At 73.6% G+C, this 21,289-nt stretch carries 15 protein-coding genes; 9 read left to right on the top strand and 6 right to left on the bottom strand.

Going from position 1 to position 21,289, the window contains the following annotated elements; translation table 11 throughout:
- Nucleotides 1-365 precede the first annotated feature (365 nt).
- Both ACGFS9_RS08025 and ACGFS9_RS08020 read left to right on the top strand, forming a co-directional pair.
- Nucleotides 366-1,757 (top strand): amino acid permease, encoded by a 1,392-nt coding sequence (locus ACGFS9_RS08025; protein ID WP_393251492.1) that lies wholly within the window; start codon nucleotides 366-368, stop codon nucleotides 1,755-1,757.
- Between the two features lie 570 nt (nucleotides 1,758-2,327).
- Entirely contained in the window at nucleotides 2,328-2,534 is a 207-nt protein-coding gene (locus ACGFS9_RS08020; protein ID WP_393251491.1) for a hypothetical protein, read from the top strand.
- Between the two features lie 86 nt (nucleotides 2,535-2,620).
- On the opposite strand, the gene ACGFS9_RS08015 is transcribed toward ACGFS9_RS08020, so the two are convergent.
- The gene (locus ACGFS9_RS08015) at nucleotides 2,621-3,289 is read right to left on the bottom strand and encodes a DsbA family protein (RefSeq protein ID WP_393251490.1); all 669 of its coding nucleotides are present in this window, start codon (nucleotides 3,287-3,289) and stop codon (nucleotides 2,621-2,623) included.
- Between the two features lie 224 nt (nucleotides 3,290-3,513).
- Between ACGFS9_RS08015 and pepN (ACGFS9_RS08010) the strand changes: the two genes are divergently transcribed.
- The 3 genes from pepN (ACGFS9_RS08010) to ACGFS9_RS08000 all read left to right on the top strand — a co-directional run bounded on the left by pepN (ACGFS9_RS08010) (nucleotide 3,514) and on the right by ACGFS9_RS08000 (nucleotide 8,246).
- Nucleotides 3,514-6,120, top strand: a complete 2,607-nt coding sequence (gene pepN / locus ACGFS9_RS08010) for an aminopeptidase N (RefSeq protein WP_393251489.1) — start codon at nucleotides 3,514-3,516, stop codon at nucleotides 6,118-6,120.
- A 317-nt stretch (nucleotides 6,121-6,437) separates the two neighbouring features.
- The gene (locus ACGFS9_RS08005; protein WP_393251488.1) at nucleotides 6,438-7,490 is read left to right on the top strand and encodes a hypothetical protein; all 1,053 of its coding nucleotides are present in this window, start codon (nucleotides 6,438-6,440) and stop codon (nucleotides 7,488-7,490) included.
- Nucleotides 7,491-7,688: 198 nt separating this feature from the next.
- Nucleotides 7,689-8,246, top strand: a complete 558-nt coding sequence (locus ACGFS9_RS08000; RefSeq protein WP_393251487.1) for an isochorismatase family protein — start codon at nucleotides 7,689-7,691, stop codon at nucleotides 8,244-8,246.
- Nucleotides 8,247-8,277: 31 nt separating this feature from the next.
- Here the strand turns inward: ACGFS9_RS08000 and ACGFS9_RS07995 are convergent, their stop codons facing one another.
- Nucleotides 8,278-10,062, bottom strand: coding sequence for a TIGR03767 family metallophosphoesterase (locus ACGFS9_RS07995; RefSeq protein ID WP_393251486.1), 1,785 nt, complete (start codon nucleotides 10,060-10,062; stop codon nucleotides 8,278-8,280).
- A gap of 597 nt (nucleotides 10,063-10,659) precedes the next feature.
- On the opposite strand from ACGFS9_RS07995, the gene ACGFS9_RS07990 reads away from it, so the two are divergent.
- Nucleotides 10,660-13,968, top strand: a complete 3,309-nt coding sequence (locus ACGFS9_RS07990) for a S8 family serine peptidase (RefSeq protein WP_393251485.1) — start codon at nucleotides 10,660-10,662, stop codon at nucleotides 13,966-13,968.
- 109 nt (nucleotides 13,969-14,077) lie between these two features.
- Here ACGFS9_RS07990 and ACGFS9_RS07985 read toward each other — a convergent pair whose 3' ends face one another.
- Together ACGFS9_RS07985 and ACGFS9_RS07980 are read right to left on the bottom strand one after the other, a co-directional pair.
- On the bottom strand, nucleotides 14,078-14,866 hold the full coding sequence (locus ACGFS9_RS07985) for a hypothetical protein (RefSeq protein WP_393251484.1): 789 nt from the start codon (nucleotides 14,864-14,866) through the stop codon (nucleotides 14,078-14,080).
- Nucleotide 14,867: 1 nt separating this feature from the next.
- Nucleotides 14,868-15,389 carry an RNA polymerase sigma factor gene (locus ACGFS9_RS07980; protein ID WP_393251483.1) on the bottom strand — a complete coding sequence of 174 codons (522 nt, stop codon included), beginning with the start codon at nucleotides 15,387-15,389 and terminating at the stop codon, nucleotides 14,868-14,870.
- Between the two features lie 312 nt (nucleotides 15,390-15,701).
- Here ACGFS9_RS07980 and ACGFS9_RS07975 point away from each other — a divergent pair, with 312 nt between their 5' ends.
- Nucleotides 15,702-16,727 carry an aspartate-semialdehyde dehydrogenase gene (locus tag ACGFS9_RS07975; RefSeq protein ID WP_393251482.1) on the top strand — a complete coding sequence of 342 codons (1,026 nt, stop codon included), beginning with the start codon at nucleotides 15,702-15,704 and terminating at the stop codon, nucleotides 16,725-16,727.
- 451 nt (nucleotides 16,728-17,178) lie between these two features.
- Here the strand turns inward: ACGFS9_RS07975 and pepN (ACGFS9_RS07970) are convergent, their stop codons facing one another.
- On the bottom strand, nucleotides 17,179-19,761 hold the full coding sequence (gene pepN / locus ACGFS9_RS07970) for an aminopeptidase N (RefSeq protein ID WP_393251481.1): 2,583 nt from the start codon (nucleotides 19,759-19,761) through the stop codon (nucleotides 17,179-17,181).
- 111 nt (nucleotides 19,762-19,872) lie between these two features.
- Here pepN (ACGFS9_RS07970) and ACGFS9_RS07965 point away from each other — a divergent pair, with 111 nt between their 5' ends.
- Both ACGFS9_RS07965 and ACGFS9_RS07960 read left to right on the top strand, forming a co-directional pair.
- A complete protein-coding gene (locus ACGFS9_RS07965) occupies nucleotides 19,873-20,379 on the top strand; it encodes a DUF1203 domain-containing protein (RefSeq protein WP_393251480.1) in 507 nt (168 codons plus the stop codon).
- 54 nt (nucleotides 20,380-20,433) lie between these two features.
- Nucleotides 20,434-20,931 (top strand): MarR family winged helix-turn-helix transcriptional regulator, encoded by a 498-nt coding sequence (locus ACGFS9_RS07960; protein WP_393251479.1) that lies wholly within the window; start codon nucleotides 20,434-20,436, stop codon nucleotides 20,929-20,931.
- Between the two features lie 115 nt (nucleotides 20,932-21,046).
- Here the strand turns inward: ACGFS9_RS07960 and ACGFS9_RS07955 are convergent, their stop codons facing one another.
- Nucleotides 21,047-21,277 (bottom strand): hypothetical protein, encoded by a 231-nt coding sequence (locus tag ACGFS9_RS07955; protein ID WP_393251478.1) that lies wholly within the window; start codon nucleotides 21,275-21,277, stop codon nucleotides 21,047-21,049.
- Nucleotides 21,278-21,289: the final 12 nt, after the last annotated feature.

Here is a 21,289-nt window from a genome sequence, read left to right as displayed (position 1 = left end):
CGACCGGAGGGTGGGCGGCGGGCGGCCTGAAAGTGGCGGGCAGCAGGCAGCCCGAGGGCGGCGGGCAGCGGGCAGCCCCGAGGATGGCGGGTGACCGGAAGATGACGGGCGGCCGGAATCGGGCACGCCGGCCGCTCCGCCGGGCGGGCCGGTCCGGATCGGCCCGCCCGGCGGGTGGAGCGGGCACGCGCGACGCGGTGCCGGGCGCCTGCGGCGGCCCGCGCCCCGGTCCGAGCGTCGCCGACCGGTCACCCTCCGTGGCCGACCCGTCCGCATGGTGGGCGGTGCGGCCCTCCGGCGTGCGGGAATGCCCAGACTGGCGGCGTTTTGCTCGCCCGCACCCGCACGTAAGGGACCCCGCTCTCATGTCCCGCAGCACTCTCGACACCCCGTCCGCCCCGCCCGGCGCCGAGGCGTCCCTGTCCCACGGCCTGAAGCAGCGCCACCTGTCGATGATCGCCCTCGGCGGTGTCATCGGCGCCGGACTGTTCGTCGGCTCCGGTGCCGGCATCGCCGCCGCCGGACCGTCCATCGTGATCGCCTACGCCGCCTCCGGCCTGCTCGTCATGCTGGTGATGCGCATGCTCGGCGAGATGTCGGCCGCCCACCCCTCGTCCGGCTCGTTCTCGGCGCACGCCGAGCGGGCGATCGGACCCTGGGCGGGCTTCACGGCCGGCTGGGCCTTCTGGGTGCTGCTGTGCACGGCCGTCGGCCTGGAGGGCATCGGGGCGGCGCACATCGTCACCGGCTGGCTGCCGGGCACCCCCGAGTGGGCGTGGGTGGCCCTGTTCATGGTGGTCTTCTGCTCCGCCAACCTGGCCGCGGTGAAGAACTTCGGCGAGTTCGAGTTCTGGTTCGCCGCGCTCAAGGTCGGCGCCATCGTGCTGTTCCTGGTGCTCGGCGTGCTGGCCGTGGCCGGCGTCCTGCCGGGTGCGGACGCGCCCGGCACCGCGAACCTCACGGGTCGCGGGGGCCTCCTGCCCAACGGAGGCGAGGGGCTCGTCGTCGGCCTGCTGGCCTCGGTGTTCGCGTACGGCGGCCTGGAGACCGTGACCATCGCGGCGGCCGAGTCCCCGGACCCGGTCAAGGGCGTCGCGAGCGCGGTCCGCACCGCGATGTGGCGCATCGGGCTGTTCTACGTCGGCTCGATGGCCGTCATCGTGACGCTCGTGCCGTGGGACTCCGAGGCGGTCGTGGCCCGCGGCCCGTACGTCGCCACGCTCGAACAGCTCGGCATCCCGGGCGCCGGGCAGCTGATGAACGTGGTCATCCTCGTCGCGCTGCTGTCGGCGATGAACGCCAACATCTACGGCTCCTCGCGCATCGCCTACTCCCTGGTCCGGCGCGGCCAGGGCCCGAAGGTGCTCGGCAGGGTCTCGGCGGGCGTACCGCGGGTCGCCGTCCTCGTCTCCTGCGTCTTCGGCTTCGCCTGCGTGGTGCTCAGCTACTGGCGCCCGGACGACGTCTTCCCGTGGCTGCTGAACATGATCGGTGCGGTGATCCTGGTCGTCTGGATGTTCATCGCGGTCTCCCAACTGCTGCTGCGCCGCCGCCTGGAGCGCGCCCGGCAGACGCCGGTCGTGCGGATGTGGGCGTTTCCCGTGCTGACCTGGGTCGCGCTGGCCGCCATGGTGGCGGTCCTGGTCCTGATGGCCCGGGAGCCGGACACCCGCACGCAGCTGTGGTCGACCGGCGGCATGACGCTGCTCCTGGCCGCGGCCGGCCTCCTCCGGCAGCGGGCGCGCGCTCGCGCCTGACCGGGCTCCGGCGCGACCGGCGCGCCGCAGCGCCCCGAGGGACGGGCCCCCGTACGCGGAACGACACCGCGCGGGGGCCCGTCGGCGTACCCGGCCGCCGACCGGCTGCGTCCGGCGACACGTCCGTCGTCCTCCCGGCGCCCCCACGACCGCCGTCTTGCTGCTAGCGTGCAGTTGCGACTTCTTCGCAATAAGGGGTCCGGGTGCCTCCGTCCGTCCGCGCCCGGACGTCCCCGTGCGGACGAGGCGTCCTGCTCGTGATCGTCTTCTCACCCTTCACGCGGCAGGCGGAGAAAGGGGAGCCCCCGCGCGGACGTGACGCGCGGGGGCTCTCCCCTGCCGCCGGGACACGCGCGGCCGGAGCCCGGGCCAGGGCGCGTCCAGGCCCCGGAGGAGGGGTGGCACACGCTGCGCGGACGGCGCCCGGGGCAGCCGGCGCGTCACCGCGGAACGGTCCGGGCCGCCCCCGCAGCGCTCCGGGAGCGCGTACGCTCTCGCTCCCGGCGTCCGGCACCGGACGCCTCGGGCCGGGCCCGTTCCGCCTCATCCGTTCGACACGGAGGTACCGCCGTGGACGTGCGCTGCCCGAACTGCGGAGGTCCGCTCCGGCGGTTCCGCAAGCTGACCCGGGACGAGGAGGCGCACGTGCGCCGCATCCTGGAGGTGGCCGACCCGGGCGCCTACCACCGCTGCACGCGCACCGGTTGCCGCCGCTTCCAGCGCTGGAGCAACTGGCGCGAGGGCGGCGACTTCCCCGAAGCACTGGCCGCGGGATAGCGCCGGGGCCCGGCGGACGCCGGACCCCGGGAGACCGGCCCGGCGGACGGGCCGCCGGGCCGGGCGGGGCCGCTGCCCCGGTCGCCCTACAGGTTGCCGAAGTCCGGTCCCACGGTGCGGGAACGCTTCAGCTCGTAGAAGCCCGGAACCGAGGCGACGAGCAGCGTGCCGTCCCACAGCCGCGCGGCCTCCTCGCCCCGCGGGGCGGGGGTGACGACCGGGCCGAAGAACGCTATCTGCTCGCCGTCCGCGCCGGGCACGGCGATGACGGGGGTGCCGACGTCCTGGCCCACCTTCTCGATGCCCTCCTTGTGGGAGGCGCGCAGCTCGGCGTCGAACTCGAAGTCGTCCTGCTCGGCGTACTCGATCAGGTCGGCGGGCAGCCCGACCTCGTCGAGGGCCGCCACCATGGCCTCCCGGGTCGGGCCCGCCCCCTCGTTGTGGATGCGGGTGCCGAGCGCGGTGTAGAGCGGGCCCAGGACGTCGTCGCCGTGCTTCTGCCAGGCCGCGGTGACGACCCGGATCGGCTGCCACGCGGTGCTTTCGAGCATCTCGCGGTACTCGTCGGGAAGCTCGTCCAGCTTGGGCTCGTTCAGGACGGCGAGGCTCATGATGTGCCAGCGCACCTCGATGTCACGTACCTTCTCGACCTCCAGCACCCACCGCGAGGTCATCCAGGCCCAGGGACACAGCGGGTCGAACCAGAAGTCGACGGGGGTCTTGCCGGAACCGGACTGAGCGGTCTGCTCGGACATGTCTCTCCTCGGAACGTGGTCTTTGCGCTCTCAACAACCCGGCGCCCCGGCACCATTCCCGCACGCCCCGTCCCCCCGGCGACCCCACCTCGCCGCTCCCGCGCACGTCCCCGGCGGCGGGTGCCCGCCGCGGGGGACGTCTGCGCCGCGCTCACCGGCGACCGGGCACATGGCAGGATCGGTGCCGGTCACCCATGTCGACGACGCCCTGAGGGAGTACAGCCGTGCCCGGTGAGAACCTGTCCCGCGACGAGGCCCAGGAGCGGGCGGCGCTGCTGTCCGTCGACGGCTACGACGTCTTCCTCGACCTGCGCTCGGCCGTCGGCGAGGCGGATTCCGGCGGCACGGACGGCGCTCCCCGCACCTTCCGCTCGGTCACCACGCTCCGCTTCCGCTGCGCCGAGCCGGGCGCCGCGAGCTTCGCCGACCTGATCGCGCCGAGCGTGACGGCCCTCTCCCTCAACGGCCGGGACCTCGACCCCGGCGAGGTGTTCGACGGGGTGCGCATCCGGCTCGACGACCTCGCCGCGGAGAACGAACTCGTGGTGGACGCGCAGTGCGCCTACTCCCGTACCGGTGAGGGCATGCACCGCTTCGTCGACCCCGAGGACGGCGAGGTCTACCTCTACACGCAGTACGAGCCGGCCGACGCCCGGCGCGTCTTCGCGAACTTCGAGCAGCCCGACCTCAAGGCGCCGTTCCGGTTCGCGGTGCGGGCGCCCGAGGAGTGGACCGCGTGGAGCAACGGCACGGGTGAACTCGTCGACGGCGTATGGCGGTTCGCGGAGACCAAACCGATCTCGACGTACATCACGGCTGTCGTCGCGGGCCCGTACCACCACGTGACGGACTCCTACACGCGCACCCTCGACGACGGCACGACGCTGGACATCCCGCTCGGCGCGATGTGCCGCAAGGGACTGGCCCCGCACTTCGACCCCGAGGACGTCTTCCTGGTCACCAAGCAGGGCCTGGACTTCTTCCACGACCACTTCGACTACCCGTACCCCTTCGGCAAGTACGACCAGGCGTTCGTGCCCGAGTACAACCTCGGCGCGATGGAGAACCCGGGGATGGTCACCTTCCGCGAGGAGTACATCTTCCGCGGCAACGTCACGCAGGCGTCCTACGAGGCGCGGGCCAACGTCATCCTGCACGAGATGGCGCACATGTGGTTCGGCGACCTCGTCACCATGGTGTGGTGGGACGACCTGTGGCTGAAGGAGTCCTTCGCCGACTTCATGGGCACGTTCGCGAACGTGGGCGCGACCCGCTTCACCGACGCCTGGATCACCTTCGCCAACCGCCGCAAGGCCTGGGCCTACCGCGCCGACCAGCTGCCCTCCACCCACCCGATCACCGCCGACATCCGCGACCTCCAGGACGCCAAGCTCAACTTCGACGGCATCACCTACGCCAAGGGCGCCTCCGTCCTCAAGCAGCTCGTGGCGTACGTGGGCCAGGACGCCTTCCTGGAGGGCGCCCGCCGCTACTTCAAGCGCAACGCCTACGGCAACACCCGCCTCGGCGACCTGCTGGCGGTGCTGGCGGAGACCGGCGGGCGGGACATGGCGGCCTGGGCGCGCTCCTGGCTCCAGACGGCGGGCGTCAACTCCCTGACCCCGCAGGTGGTGCTGAGCGCCGAGGGCCGGATCGCCGACCTGGCGGTGCTCCAGGAGGCCGCCGAGTCCCACCCCGAACTGCGCCCGCACCGCGTGGCCGTGGGCCTCTACCGGCGTGAGTCGCTGCGCGAGGGCGGAACGGGCTCGCTCGTCCGCTACGCCCGCGCCGAGGTGGACGTCGACGGTCCGCGCACGGTCGTCGCGGAGCTGGCGGGCGCCGAGGCGCCGGACCTGGTGCTGGTCAACGACGACGACCTCACCTACTGCAAGATCCGCTTCGACGAGGGCTCGCTGGCCACGCTGCGGGAGGCGCTCGGCGAGATCACCGACCCGCTCGCGCGGGCCCTGTGCTGGTCGGCGCTGTGGAACCTGACGCGGGACGCGCTGATGCCGGCCCGGGACTTCGTCGCGCTGGTGCTGCGCTTCGCCGGGCGCGAGTCCGACATCGGCGTCCTCCAGACGCTGCACGGCTGGGCGCACTCGGCGCTCGTCCACTACGTGGCGCCCGACTGGCGCGCCGAGGGCGCCCGGCTGCTCGCCGAGGGCGCGCTGGGGGAGCTGCGGCGCGCCGAGCCGGGCGGCCAGCACCAGCTCGCCTGGGCGCGCTTCTTCGCCCGTGTCGCGTCGGACGAGGCCGATCTGCAGTTGCTGCGGGGCCTGCTGGAGGGGACCGCGAAGATCGACGGGCTGGACGTCGACCAGGAACTGCGGTGGGCGTTCCTGGAGCCGCTGGCCGCGCACGGCGTCGCCGACGAGTCGGTGATCGCCGAGGAGCTGTCCCGTGACGACACCGCGTCGGGCAAGCGGCACCAGGTGCGCTGCCTGGCCGCCCGCCCGTCGGCGGCGGTCAAGGCGCAGGCATGGGCGGCGGTCGTGGAGTCGGACGCCCTGTCGAACGCCCTGGTCGAGGCGACCATCTCCGGTTTCGCCCAGCCGTCCGGGCGGGAGCTGCTCGCGCCGTACACCGCCGCGTACTTCGCCGCCATCGAGCGGGTCTGGTCGCAGCGGTCCATCCAGATCGGCATGGACGTGGTCAGCGGTCTGTTCCCGGGGCTCCAGGACTCCCCGCAGACCCTGGAGGCCGCGGACGCGTGGCTCGCGGCGCACGAGGACGCGGCCCCGGCGCTGCGCCGACTGGTGCTGGAGTCGCGGGACGACCTCGCGCGGGCGCTGCGGGGGCAGGCCTGCGACACCGCCGCGGCGGGCTGACCCCGACCGGGGGACATCCACGGCGAGGGCACCGGCGCGTCGCGCGTCCGGTGCCCTCGCCCGTTCCGGGCGCCGCTCGGCGCGGGCGCCGTCCACCGTCCGCCGTGCGCCGCGCGCCGCGCGCCGCGGTGACTTCATCGGACGGGCGCACTGGTTACCAAATGCAGGTATGCAGAGCCATAACCCCGATGAACACCCGCCGGGACCTGCGCCTTTCGGCACTCGAACGCCCGTACTTTAGGGCGGGGTTGTCCCGATTCGCCGACGAGCGTGTAACAGCGGTTAGCGGGCGGCCTCCGGGCGGGAGATTCCGGGTCATGAACCACGACACCCCGCTCCCCTCGCTCCCCCTCCGCCACCTGTCCCCCGTGCGGCGGCGGGTCCTGACCACGGCTCAGCTGCGCAGCCGCGGCGTGACCGCCGCCGAGACCAACGAGCGGTGCCGGGCGGGCGGGGACTGGCGGCAGATCCTCCCGGGTGTGGTCCTGCTGCACTCCGGCCCGGCCACCGCCGAGGAGCGGCTGCACGCCGCGCTGCTCTACACCGCCCGCTCCCCCGCCCCGCGACCGGCGGACTCCATCCCCTCCCAGCCGGGCGCCGGAGAGCCGCACGCCCCGCAGCCGTTCACGGACGTGCTGGTCACCGGGCTTGCCGCGCTCGCGCTGCACGGGTTCGCCACGGCGCCGTCGCTCCACGGCCTCGAAACGATCGACGTGCTCGTGCCCCGGCTGCGACGGCTGCGGTCGACGGGCTGCGTCCGCGTCGTGCGGACGCCCGTCCTGCCGGCTCCCGCGTTCGTGACGGGCGTCCCGGTCGCCCCGGTGTCCCGGGCGCTGGCCGACGCGGTGGCGGAACTCGACGACGCCGACACCGTCCGCCGGCTGCTGACGGAGGCGGTGCGCGCCGGGCACTGCGAACCGTCCGCCGTGGTGGGGGCGCTGACGGCGGCCCGGCTGCTGGGCAGGCCGCACGTGGCGGACGCCGTGGACACGCTGCTGGCGCAGGGCCGCGCGCTCGCCGAGGACCGGCTGTACCGGATGGTCGGCGACCACGGGCTGCCCGACCCGGTGTGGAACGTCGACCTGCGGCTGCCGGGCGGCCCGCACATCGGCGGCCTGGACGCGTACTGGCCCGAGCAGGCGGTGGCGGTCGAGCTGGACACGCGGGCCGGGCGGCGGGACGAGGACGCGCTGTGGTCGGAGTACGCCCGCAAGCGGGAGGTGCTGGAGCGGCTCGGGATCACGGTCGTCCACATCACGCCGGCGAAGCTCCGTGAGGCGGTGGACCAGCAGGCCGCGGTCGTCAGGACCGCGCTGATGGCGGCGGCCGACCGGGAACCGGCGGCGCATGTCGTGGTCCTGCCCCGGTAGTGACGGACCGGGGCTGCGGCAGGAGGGGAGGGAAGGGGCCCCCGCCCGCAGTCGGGCCCCTTCCCGCGGCCCGTCCCGCGGGCCGTCCCGCGGTGTTCCGGCGGCGTTGTCGGTGGGTCGCTCTACTGTGGGTCGGACAGCGCGTCCATGGACCGGCGCCCGTGCCGCGAGCGGCGGGACGCCAGACGGGAGAACCCGATGACGACCCTGCCCGGCCGCCCGAACACCGCCCTGCTGGTGGTCGACATGCAGCACGGAGCAGTCGACTCCGCGCACAATCGCTCGACCGTGATCCAGAACATCAACACCCTGGTCGCCCGGGCCCGCGCCGAGAAGGTGCCGGTGGTCTGGGTGCAGCACTCGGACGACGGGATGAAGGAGGGCAGCGAGGCCTGGCGGTACGTGCCGGAGCTGGTCCGCGCGGAGACCGAGCCGCTCGTCCACAAGAACTACGGCGACGCCTTCGAGGCCACCGGCCTGGAGGACCTGCTCGCCGAGCGGGCCGTCGGGCACCTGGTGGTCACCGGTGCCCAGACGGACGCCTGCGTCCGTTCCACCCTGCACGGAGCGTTCACCCGCGGGTACGACGTCACGCTGGTCGGCGACGCGCACACCACGGAGGACCTCACCGCCTACGGTGCCCCCTCCCCCGCGGAGGTCGTCGCGCACACGAACCTGTACTGGCAGTGGCAGGACGCCCCGGGCCGGCGGGCGGCCACGGTCGGCACCGCGGAGGTGACGTTCACGGCCGGCTGAGGCCGAGCGGTGATCCCCCGCGGGGCCGCCGTCAGCCCTTCTTCAGCAGCAGCTCCGTGTTGCGGTCGCGGGCGGCGCCGGCGAGGTCGGTGCGGGCGCCGGGTGTGTTGAAGGAGATCTCGCGGTAGAGCGCCGCGAGTCCCGTCTGGCTGAGGTCGGCGAAGTCGGTGGCGTGCGGGGCCGCGGACTCCACCAGGGTGGTGAACACCGAGAGGGTGCCGTCCTTGTTGTCCACCAGCTCCACGACTCGGGCCAGTTGGGGGAAGTCGACGTGCGAGGCGGTGGAGATCTCCCAGAAGGAACGGTTGCCCGCGGCGGCGTGCGGGACGATCTCGTTCTTGTGGGTGTGGCCGTTCACCCAGGCCAGCACGTTGGCGAAGCGGGACAGCAGCGCGACGACCTCGTCACCGCCGTGCCGCTTCTCCGACGGGCGGCCCGGGTCGCTGTGGGTGTTGCGCATGGTCCTGCTGGTGTGGTGGCTGAAGACGACGACGTACGCGTCCCGGTTCTCGCGCAGGGTCCGCTCCAGCCAGCGCAGTTGGGCGGTGCCGAGGGACCCCTCGTAGTGGCCGCCCGGGTCGGTGGTGTCGAGGCTGACGCCGATGACGTCCTCGGCGATCCGGAACGTGTAGTACTGCGTGCCCGCCGCGAGGTTCGCGGAGGAGTAGCCGTGGCCGACCGGCCCCGGTCCGGTGTGGGCCGGGTCGAGGTGCGCCCGGAGGTACTCGGCGGGCGTGAAGGGGGCGCGGTTCTCGTCCGGGGTGACCGGACGCATCTGCCGGGTGTGGGCCTTGAGCAGGTCGTGGACCTCCTTGCCCCTCGGGCTGGTGCCCTTCTTGAGACTCCGGGCGAGGGCTGCGGTCTCGGCGGCGCTCGCCGACATCAGCTTCCTGCCGCCGACGGCGAACTCGGTGAGGTAGGAGTCGCCCCGCGTCGCGTAGCAGCCCATGGGGAGCGCGTCGTGGTTGCCGACGGTGGAGTACCAGGGCAGGCGCAGGCCCGGACTGCGCAGTTCGCGGATCGCCGCCGCGAGGAAGCCCTCGATGCGGGGGAAGCCGCGCTGCTTGTCCGCGTCGCGCAGCGCCGCGTCGGGCTGCCAGTAGGTGGGTAGGCCGCTGGACTGGACGCCCTCGTAGTGCCGCGGGTCACCGCTGTTGGGGCGGATGCGGCCCCCGCTCATGACCGTGAGGAACCACTCCAGCTCGGTCCGGGAGTTGTTGTCGGTGTTGTCGCCGGTGGTCATGACGAAGTGCAGCGGGGAGCCGGTGACGGGGGCTCCCCGCAGGGAGTTGACACGCTCCACGAGGGAGACGGCCCCCGCGACGGTCAGGGTCTCCTGCGGGCGCCAGGCGCTGGTGTTCTGCGCGCGCAGGAACTCCAGGCGCAGCGGATGCTGGGCATCGGTCAGGTGCAGGTCGGTGAGCTGCACGAACGAGGCGAGCGCGGTGCGCCGGTCGGCGCGGCCCTTGCGTCCGGCGGCCAGTTCGTCCCGGACCACCCGCTTCCAGCCGGCGCCGTCGCCGAGCCGGCGGTACCCGGAGGTGCCGGATCGCGGGGCGGCCACGCCGTGCACCGTGGTTCCGCGGGTGTAGGGGGCGGGTGCGGGAGGGGCGAGCGGGGTCACCGCCGCCGACCGGGCCCGCGAGGCGGCCACGGCGTCGGCCGCGGTCTCCGGGCCGGGGGTGGCGGCGTGCGCCGGGGACTCCGGGCGCAGCGCCAGACCGACACCGGCGGAGAGCGACAGGGCTCCGGTGGCGGCCAGCAGGGTGCGGCGGTTGAGTGCGGGTACGGCGGCGACAGAGCGTGTGCGCGACATGGCGCGGTCTCCCCGAGTGCGAACGCGTCGGCTGTGGTCGCGGGGCGGCCGGATCGAACGCCCCGCTCACCATGGATCGTTGGCACCGGTGGTGACCTGCCCGTTAACGCGGCGGCAACGTCGGGCGCCGATCGCCGTACGTGGATCTCGGCGCACCCTGCGCGTCCACGGAGCCCTGTCCGAACGGCCCGGGGACGGTCACTCCGCGTTCACCTTCCGGGGTAGGCGGGCTTCGTCCGCACCACGGGGACGGTCGTCGCCCCCAGGGAACGGTCGCTCCACGAGCACCTGACGGTAGGTCACGGTCACCACCCGGAAGCGCCCCGCCACGTCCCGCGTACGAAAGACACCCGGATGGACGGAGTCGCGCGCACCCTCCGCCCGGCATGTCCCCTCATAGGGGTGCATCACCGGCGTGGCGTATGGCGGAAGTACGCCATGCGTCCATCCCGCCCCGGTCAACTCTCCCCAAACAACCACCCCTTAGGCAAAGCTGAGCGGTCATCCGGGTCCACATACCGGACTGTCGCGACCGGTCCGCCCCAACCGGCGGAACCGGGCGCTCCCCGCTCGTTCCTTTACCTACAAGGGATGCAGATGATCTCCGACCCTCAGCGCGCCCCGATATCGGGCGCGAGACGCGTGGCCCGCATCGCCGTGGCCGCGGGCCTGGTGGCCGCGCTCTCCGCGGCCGGGCCGATACCCATGGCCTTCTCCGCCGACGCGGGTGCGCCCGCCGCAGACCCCGGCACCAAGTCCGCAGCCGCCAAGCTCGGTTCGAGCGACGCCGACCTCCTCACCGAGGCCAAGGCGAACGGCGACAAGAACGTCACGATGATGATCGCCACCGCACCGGGCCGCACCGAGCAGGTCGCCGAGGAGCTGGACGCGGTCAAGGGCGGCTCGGTGGGCCGGACCTACGACAAGCTCGGCTACGTCCGGGCGACCGTCCCGACCGGCCGGGCCGACGCGGCCATCGCCGCCGCGGCGAAGCTGCCCTCGGTGCACGGGATCGACCTGCGCCAGGAGATCGCGCTGGACGACCCGACGCCGAGCGCGGACACCGCCCGGCACGGCGCCAACACCTCCACCGCGGCCACCTACGCGGGTCCCGGCAGGAACACCCCCGCGGAGAACCCGTACAACCCGTCCTTCGAGACGGGTGCCGTCGACTTCGTGAAGGACCACCCGAAGGCGGACGGCCGGGGCGTCACCATCGGCATCCTGGACTCCGGCGTGGACCTCGGGCACCCCGCGCTGCAGAAGACCACCACCGGCGAGCGCAAGATCGTCGACTGGGTGACCGCGACCGACCCCATCCTCGACGGCGACGCGACCTGGCGCCCGATGGTCACCGCGGTGAACGGGCCGGCCTTCACCTACGGCGGCCGGAGCTGGACGGCGCCGGCCGGATCGTACGAGATCAGCACCTTCCGCGAGTCGGCGACGGCCGGAGGAGACGCCAAGGGCGACGCCAACCGCGACGGCGACACCACCGACGTGTGGGGCGTGCTCTACGACCCGGCGGCCGGCACGGTCACCGTCGACCTGAACAACAACGCCGACTTCTCCGACGACAAGCCGATGAAGCCCTACAAGGACGGCTTCCAGATCGGCTACTTCGGCACCGACGACCCGTCGACGGACGTCGTCGAGCGCCAGCCGTTCGTCGTGGAGATCCGCAAGGACGTGCCCATGGACCCGTACGGCGGGGACTGGGTCGGGCAGAAGCGCGACTTCGTCAACATCGGCGTCATCGAGTCCGAGCACGGCACCCACGTGGCGGGCATCACCTCCGCGAACGGGCTGTTCGGCGGGCGGATGAACGGCGCCGCCCCCGGGGCGAAGATCGTCTCCTCGCGGGCCTGCACCTGGTCCGGCGGCTGCACCAACGTGGCGCTGACCGAGGGCATGATCGACCTGGTCGCCAACCGCGGCGTCGACATCGTCAACATGTCGATCGGCGGCCTGCCGGCGCTCAACGACGGCAACAACGCGCGCAGCGAGCTGTACACGCGCCTCATCGACACCTACGGCGTCCAGCTGGTGATCTCCGCGGGCAACTCCGGCCCCGGCGCGAACACCATCGGCGACCCCGGCCTGGCCGACAAGGTCATCTCGGTCGGCGCGACCATCTCCAAGGCCACCTGGGCCGCCAACTACGGCTCCGCGGTGCGGACGAAGTACGCGATGCTGCCCTTCTCCTCGCGCGGACCGCGTGAGGACGGCGGCTTCACCCCGACGCTGAGCGCGCCGGGCGCCTCCATCAACTCCACCCAGACCTGGCTGCCGGGCTCCCCGGTCGCCGAGGCGGGCTACTCGCTGCCGGCCGGCTACTCGATGCTCCAGGGCACGTCGATGGCCTCGCCGCAGGCCGCGGGCGCGTCGGCCCTGCTCATCAGCGCCGCCAAGGAGAAGGGCCTGGACCTCACCCCGGCCACCCTGCGCACCGCGCTGACCTCGACCGCCGACCACATCCGGGGCGTCCAGGCGTACGAGGAGGGTGCGGGGCTCATCAACGTCCCCGACGCCTGGAAGTCGATCCGCCGCGGTGCGAGCGCCCACGACTACACGGTCAAGGCGCCCGTCGACACCGCGATCGACTACGCGCTGAAGACGCCGGGCTTCGGCACCGGTCTCTACGACCGCGAGGGCGGTCTGCGCGCGGGTGAGCGCAAGACCTACGACATCACCCTGACGCGGACGTCGGGCGAGGACCGGGCGATCCGGCACGAGCTGTACTTCGCGAACAACGCGGGCGGCACCTTCCGCATCGTCGGCCCGGACGTGGTCCGGCTCCCGCTGAACCAGCCGGTGACCGTCAAGGTGCAGGCCGCCCCGCGGTCGGCCGGTCTCAAGAGCGCGATCCTGGAGGTCGACGACCCGCGCACGGAGGGCGTCGACCGGCAGATCCTGTCGACCGTCGTGGTCTCCTCGCCGGTCCACCACACCTACAAGGCGTCGGGTTCGGTGCAGCGCAACAGCACCACGTCCTACTTCGTGACCGTCCCCGAGGGCGCCACGTCGCTGGAGGTGGCGATCGGCGGGCTCAAGGACAAGAGCCAGACCCGGTTCATCGCGATCCACCCGTACGGCGTTCCGGTCGACAACACCAGCACCCCGTACTGCTACAACAACTACCTGGACGGCAACGGCTGCACGCCCGACGTGCGCTCGTACCCGGCCCCGCAGGCCGGTGTCTGGGAGATCGAGGTCGAGGCGCGCCGCACCTCGCCGCTGCTCGACAACCCGTACAAGCTCGACGTCGCGGTGCTCGGCGCGGCCTTCGACCCGGCGGTCGTGACCGTCCCCGACGCCAAGGTGGGCGTCCCGTCCACGGCCTCCTGGACGGTGAAGAACAACTTCGCCGCGATCGACGGCACGCTGAAGGGCGGCCCGCTCGGCTCGTCCAAGAGCGCCCGGCCGACCATCGCCGACGGCGCGACGCATACCAGCACGGTCGAGGTGCCCGCGGGCGCCGCGTCGCTCGACGTGTCCATCGGCAACGTCTCGGACACCGCCGCCGACCTCGACCTGACGGTGTACGACGCCGCCGGGAAGGTCGTCGGGCAGTCCGCGGACGGTGACTCGGAGGAGGCCGTCTCCATCGCCTCCCCCGCCGCCGGCACCTACACCGTCGAGGTGGCGGGCTACTCGGTCCCGTCCGGTTCGACCGCCTACGACTACCTGGACGTGTTCTTCTCCGCCGCGCTCGGCACGGTCACGGTGGACGACTCCACCCCGGTGAAGCTCGCCACCGGCGCCTCGGCCACGGTGTCCGGTTCGGTCACCGCCGCCGCGGCGGCACCCGAGGGGCGGGAGTTCTTCGGGCAGGTCCAGCTGGTCAACGCCCGCGGCACCGTCGCGGGCACCGGCAGCGTGAAGATCGAGAAGGTCACTCCGTGACGGAGTAGGCCACCGGCCGCGTGAGCGGCACGGCACAGGGGCGGGCGCCGCGCAACGGGCGCCCGCCCTCGTGCGTCCCGCCCTCGTGCGTGGGCCGCGTCCCCCGGGGTCAGCCGCCGCACTCCGTGCGGCGGGCCTCGGGCAGCGCCTTGACGATCCAGGACCGCTCGCGGGCGATGGCGCGGTCGCCCGTGGTCCAGATGTCGGGCGCGGAGGCGTGCCGCGGAATGCCCACCAGCACCTCCTCGCCCCGGTGCAGCCGCGGGACCGCGTCCCGGCCCATCAGGAAGGTGACCTCGCGGGCGCCGGTGTCCGGCTTGTAGTAGTGGTACACGTCGAGGGTGACCCGGTCCTGTCCGGTGCCGGGCACCGCGCGCACCCCGGTCACCGTGCCCTCCGCGATGAGCCGCGAGCAGGCGATGTACCCGGGGGCGCTCAGCGAACTCCCCCCGCGGTCGGCCGCCTTGGCGTCACCGGAGGCCGCCTCGCCCGCCCCGCCCCCCGCGACCAGCCGGCCCGCGGCGACGACCAGGGAGGCCACCGCCACGGCGGTCAGCGCGCCGGCGGCGACGGCGAGCATCCCGCGCCGGCGGGAGCGGGCGGGCGGTCCGCCGGGACGCACGGCACCGCGGGCACCGCGCCGCCCCGCCGACGGGCCCGTCCCCTTCTTCCCGGGCCCGGGAAGACTGCCGGACCGGGCGGCGGCGGCCCGGCCGGCGGCCCCGGGCGGGCCGGCCAGGGCGTCCCCGATGACGACCAGCTGCTCCCGGAGCACCCGCACGTCCTCGCGGGCGGCACGGTGCTCGGCCGCGAGCACCGGGTCGTCGCGGGCGCCCTCGGGCGGCGCCGCGTCCGTGATCGCGGCCAGCAGCGCGTCGGCCTCGTGGTCCTCGGCCACGTCACACCACCTCGTCCTCGTGCAGGCGGACGCGCAGCGCGCGGACCGCCGTGTGCAGCCTGCTCTTGACCGTGCCCTCGGGGACGCCGAGCGCGCCGGCGATCTCGCGCACGGGCAGATCGGCGTAGAACCGCAGGACGACGACCTGCCGCTGGGCGTCGGGCAGGCCGTCCAGCCCGCGGGCGACGGCCAGGGCGAGCACGCTGGACTCCTCGTCGGAGGGCTGCTCCAGCTGCCGCAGCGAGGCGAGCCGCTCCCCGATCCGCTCCTGGCGGCGCCTGGCGCGATGCCAGTCCATCGCCAGGTTCGAGGCGACGACCGCGGCCCAGGCGGACACATCGCGCGGCGCCTCCTCCCCCTTGGCCGCCCGTTCCAGCAGTCGCAGCCGGACCTGCTGCACCCCGTCCGGCAGGTCCGCCTGCGGAACCCCGCCGAGCGCGAGCACGGCACGCACCCGGCGCTCCTGCGCCGCGTCCAGGGGGTCGTCCGCCCCCGGCGCGCGACGTGGCCTTCTGCGCAGCACGGCCCACCCCTTTCCCTCCCGCGTCTCCCCTAGGACGCCGCCGCGGACCGAAACGTTCGACCGGATTCGAGGCGTACGTCACACCGGGCGGGAAACCATGACGGAGCCCACACCGCACGGCTTCCGGTTCCCCGGTGTCCCGGGGCGATTTCCTCGTATCGGGGCGTCCGGCCGCCGCAGGATCGCGCCGCCGGGGGCGGGTGCGGACGCCCCGCCGCCGGTGCGCCGCGGCCAAAGGATTGGACACGCGGGCCCGGGTCAGACGCATGATGGAAACGCCGGACACGTAAAACGCACGCAAAGGGAGTCGCCGTGAGGGTCGGAATCGTCGGAGCCACCGGACAGGTCGGCACAGTCATGCGCAGGATCCTCGTCGAGCGGGACTTCCCCGTGGACGAGCTGCGCCTGTTCGCCTCGGCCCGGTCGGCCGGGACGGTGGTCGACGGTGTCACGGTGGAGGACGCTTCCACGGCGGACTACTCCGGCCTGGACATCGTGCTCTTCTCGGCGGGCGGCGCCACCTCCCGGGCGCTGGCCGAGAAGGTCGCCGCGCAGGGCGCCGTGGTGATCGACAACTCCTCCGCCTGGCGCAAGGACCCCGAGGTCCCCCTCGTCGTGTCCGAGGTGAACCCGCACGCGATCGCCGACCGCCCCAAGGGCATCATCGCCAACCCGAACTGCACGACGATGGCCGCGATGCCGGTCCTGAGGCCGCTGCACGAGGAGGCGGGCCTGGAGGCCCTCGTCGTCGCCACCTACCAGGCGGTGTCCGGCTCCGGTCTCGCGGGCGTGGCCGAGCTGCACGGGCAGGCCCTGAAGGTCGTCGCCGACGCCGACGCGCTGACCCACGACGGCGAGGCCGTCGACTTCCCCGAGCCGCAGGTCTACCAGCGGCCCATCGCGTTCAACGTCCTCCCGCTGGCCGGCTCGATCGTCGACGACGGCCTGAACGAGACCGACGAGGAGCAGAAGCTCCGCAACGAGTCCCGCAAGATCCTGGAGATCCCCGCCCTCAAGGTCTCCGGCACCTGCGTCCGCGTGCCGGTCTTCTCCGGCCACTCCCTCCAGGTGAACGCCCGCTTCGCGCGCCCGCTCTCCGCGGAGCGCGCCACCGAGCTGCTCGCGGGCGCGCCCGGCGTGGTCCTCTCCGACATCCCGACGCCGCTCCAGGCGGCCGGCAAGGACGCGTCGTTCGTGGGCCGCATCCGCGAGGACGAGACCGCCGAGAACGCTCTGGCGCTGTTCGTCTCCAACGACAACCTGCGCAAGGGCGCCGCGCTGAACGCCGTCCAGATCGCGGAGCTGGTCGCGGCCGAGCTGAAGGACCGCCGGAGCTGACGTTCCGGTCGGGCGGACGGTTCGGGAGGGGCGGGGTGCCGGACGGCGCCCCGCCCCTCCGGCGCACCCGCCCGCGTCCGCCTCCGTCGCACGGCGGGGGGCGGACGGGGGCGTGCCCGGCCCGGTGGTTCCCCGGCGCGCCGGGGCCGGGGCCTGGGCGATGGCGCCGCGTCGACCGGCGTGACGCGACGACCCGGCGGACGACCCGCCGCGACCCGCGCCTCGCGGAGGTCGCCGCGACCGCCGTGTTCCCCGCCTCGGACCCGGCGGGCTGGGTCGACGGGGACGCTGGTCGACGGCACCGGTGGCACGGTCCCCGCCGAGCGGCTCCCGCGGGCGGCCTCGGGGCTCCCGACACGACGGCGGGTGGGGAGACCGCTCCCGGTCTCCCCACCCGCCGTCACACGTCACCGCGCGGTCGTCCCCGCCGGGAACGCCGGCGGGCGCGGCCTTACGCGGTCGCCGCGCCCCGCGCGTCGGCCTCCTGGGCCCTCAGCGCCCGCTCGACGCCCGAGCGGGACTCCGAGACCAGGCGGCGCAGCGCGGCGCCCGGCTCGGCCGAGGCCAGCCAGTCGTCCGTCTTGGCCAGGGTCTCCTCGCCGACCTGGACGGCAGGGTAGAGCCCCACGGCGACCTGCTGCGCGATCTCGTGCGAGCGCTCGTCCCAGATCTCCTTCAGCACGGCGAAGTACCGGTCCGTGTACGGAGCGAGCAGCTCGCGCTGGTCGGTCTGGACGAAGCCCGCGATGACCGCCTCCTGGACGGCGTTCGGCAGCTTGTCGGACTCGACGACCGAGGCCCACGCCTCCGCCTTCGCCTCCTCGGTCGGCCGGGCGGCGCGGGCGGTCGCCGCGTGGCGCTCGCCGGCGGCCGTCCTGTCCCGCTCGTACTCGGCGGCGATCTCCGCCTCGTCGAAGCGGCCGACGGCGGCGAGCCGCTCCACGAACGCCCAGCGCAGCTCGGTGTCGACGGCGAGGCCCTCGACGGTCTCGCGGCCCTCCAGGAGCGCCTCCAGGAGGTCCAGCTGCTCCGGGGTGCGGGCGGTGGCCGCGAAGGCGCGCGCCCAGGCGAGCTGGTGGTCGCCGCCGGCCTCGGCCGCCCGCAGGTGCGCGAGCGTCGCCTCCGTCCAGCGGGTCAGCAGGGCCTCGCGGGAGGCCGGGGCGGCGTACAGCTCGATCGCCGTCTTCACCTGGCGGTGCAGCGACTGCACGACACCGATGTCCGACTCCTTGCCGATGCCGGAGAGCACCAGGGCCAGGTAGTCGCGGGTGGCGAGTTCGGCGTCCCGCGTCATGTCCCAGGCCGAGGCCCAGCACAGCGCGCGCGGCAGCGAGGACGCGAAGTCGCCGAGGTGCTCGGTGACGAAGGCGAGCGAGTCCTCGTCGAGACGGACCTTGGCGTACGACAGGTCGTCGTCGTTGAGCAGGATCACGTCGGGGCGGCGCGTGCCGACGAGCTGCGCGACGTCGGTCAGTTCGCCGTCGACGTCCAGCTCGATCCGCTCGCCGCGGACGAGCTTGCCGCTGCCGGCGTCGAGGTCGTAGAGGCCGACCGCGATGCGGTGCGGGCGCAGCGTCGGCTCGCCCTGGGCTCCGGCGGGGAGGGCGGGGGCCTCCTGGCGGACGGCGAAGGAGGTGATGACGCCGTCAGCGTCGGTCTCGATCTCCGGGCGCAGCACGTTGATGCCGGCGGTCTGGAGCCACTTGCGCGACCAGGTCCCGAGGTCGCGTCCGGAGGTCTGCTCCAGGGCTCCGAGGAGGTCGGACAGGCGGGTGTTGCCGAACGCGTGGGCCTTGAAGTAGGCCTGGACGCCGCTGAAGAACTCGTCCATGCCGACGTAGGCGACGAGCTGCTTGAGGACCGAGGCGCCCTTGGCGTAGGTGATGCCGTCGAAGTTGACGAGCACGTCGTCGAGGTCGCGGATCTCCGCCATGATCGGGTGGGTGGAGGGCAGCTGGTCCTGCCGGTAGGCCCACGTCTTCATCGAGTTGGCGAAGGTGGTCCAGGAGTGCGGCCACCGGCTGTCGGGGTGGTGCGCCTGGCAGGCGATCGAGGTGTAGGTGGCGAACGACTCGTTCAGCCACAGGTCGTTCCACCACTCCATGGTCACGAGGTCGCCGAACCACATGTGGGCGAGCTCGTGCAGGATCGTCTCGGCGCGCAGCTCGTAGGCGGCGTCGGTGACCTTCGAGCGGAACACGTACTGGTCGCGGATGGTGACCGCGCCCGCGTTCTCCATCGCGCCCGCGTTGAACTCGGGCACGAAGAGCTGGTCGTACTTCTCGAAGGGGTACGCGTAGTCGAACTTCTCCTGGAACCAGTCGAAGCCCTGCCGGGTGACCTCGAAGATCGCGTCCGAGTCGAGGAACTCGGCGAGCGAGGGCCGGCAGTAGATGCCCAGCGGCACCGACCGGCCGTCCTTCTCGTACACGCTGTGCACGGAGTGGTACGGGCCGACGATCAGCGCGGTGATGTACGACGAGATCCGGGGGGTGGGCTCGAAGACCCAGACGTCGTCCTTGGGCTCCGGCGTCGGCGCGTTGGAGATGACCGTCCAGCCGGCCGGCGCGGTCACGGTGAACTGGAAGGTCGCCTTGAGGTCCGGCTGCTCGAAGGACGCGAAGACACGGCGCGCGTCCGGCACCTCGAACTGGGTGTAGAGGTAGGCCTGCTGGTCGACGGGGTCGACGAACCGGTGCAGCCCCTCCCCGGTGTTGGTGTAGGCGCAGTCCGCGACGACGCGCAGGATGTTGCGCCCGCGCAGCAGGCCGGGCAGGGCGATCCGCGAGTCCCCGAAGACCTCGGCCGGGTCGAGCGGGTCGCCGTTGAGGGCGATCTCGTGGACCGCCGGGGCGACCAGGTCGATGAACGACTCCGCGCCGTCCTCGGCGGAGTCGAAGCGCACCGTGGTCACGGACCGGTAGGTGCCGCCCTCCTGCGCGCCGGAGAGGTCGAGTTCGACCTCGTACGAGTCAACGGTGAGCAGCTTCGCGCGCTGCTGCGCCTCTTCGCGGGTCAGGTTTGTGCCAGGCACGCGGTCATCTCCTCGTTATGTGTGGGTTGCGCCATCCTTCCACGGGACCGTGTCCAAGGCGATGTCCGTTTGCCGCCGGTGCCGGGCCCGCGCGGGCGGCAGCCTGGAGCCATGACGACGTACAGCGCACGACCCGTCCCCCCGGCCGTCCTGAAGGAGCTGCGCGAGCGCGACGACGCGGGCCGCCCCGCGGTCCCGTTCACCGACTCGGAGGGGGGTGCCCCGCTGCGCTGCTGCCTGCGGCGGGGGGAGCCGGGCGAGCGCATCGCCCTGGTCTCCTACGCCCCGCTGCGCCGCCGGGCCGCGGAGACCGGCACCGATCCGGGCGCCTACGACGAGCAGGGGCCTGTCTTCGTCCACGCGCGGGAGTGCGGCGGACCGCGGGGCGCGGGATCAGGGGACGGGAGACCGGACGGCGCGGTGCTCCCCTTCACGGACACCCACCGCGTCCTGCGCCGCCACGCGTCCGACGGGCGCATCCTGGGCGGACGCCTGGTGGAGCGGGCGGACCGGTTCCGGGAGGCGTTCGCCGCGGCGTTCGCCGACCCCGAGGTGGCACTGGTGCACGTGCGGGCGGTGGAGTACGGCTGCTTCCTCTACGAGGTGCGGCGGGACTGAGGCGGCCGGCCGCGGCGCGGGTCCGGGCGCCGCCGCGGCGGGGATAATCGGCGCATGACCATCCCCCGGGACCCCGTCGACGCGATCATCGAGCAGTGGGCGGCCGTCCGGCCCGATCTCGACACCGCGGCCGTGGAGGTCTTCGGGCGGGTCTTCCGGATCGCGCGGGCGATGGGCGACCGGATGGAGAAGGAGTACGAGCGGTTCGGGCTCTCGCGCGGGGAGTTCGACGTGCTGGCGACCCTGCGCCGCGCGGACGCCCCGTACACGCTCTCGCCGCGCCGGCTCTCGGCCGTGCTGATGCTGACCACCGGCGGGATGACCGGACGCCTGGACCGGCTGGAGCGGGCCGGGCTGGTCCGCCGCTCCCCCGACCCGCACGACCGGCGCGCCCTCCAGGTGACGCTGACGGACGAGGGGCTGCGACTCACCGACGCCGCGGCCGGCGCCGGGCTGGCCGTCCAGGCCGCGGCGCTCTCCGCCCTCGACGGCGACGAGGCCGCCCGGCTGGCCGCGCTGCTCCGCCCGCTGCTGGCGGCCACCGCCTCCTGAGCACCGCGGCGGCCCGCCCCGGCACGAACGCGCCGAGGGAGTCGCCGCGGCGTGCGTGCGGCGACTCCCTCGGCGGAGAGCGGAGCGGTACTGCGGCGAGCGGTGCTCAGCCGCGCTACGGCTGCTTGGGGGACTTGTCGAGGACCATCACCAGGCCGGCGATGACGACGAACAGGGCGATCGGCGCGGCGACGTAGAGCCCCAGCGTCTGGATCACGCTGAGACCGGAGCCGGGGTCGTCGCCGTCGTCGCGGGTCAGCGCGAGCGCGGGGGACGACATGAGCAGCATCATCAGCGTCGTACCGGCGGCCAGGGCACCGGCGCGCAGAGCGTTCTTCTTGTCCACGGTGCAAACGTA

Origin of the sequence: Streptomyces sp. NPDC048566, from assembly GCF_043199735.1 — a bacterium.
GTDB lineage: Bacteria > Actinomycetota > Actinomycetes > Streptomycetales > Streptomycetaceae > Streptomyces.
Note: the sequence above shows the minus strand (reverse complement) of the source record. Positions and strands in the feature narration are given on the sequence as shown.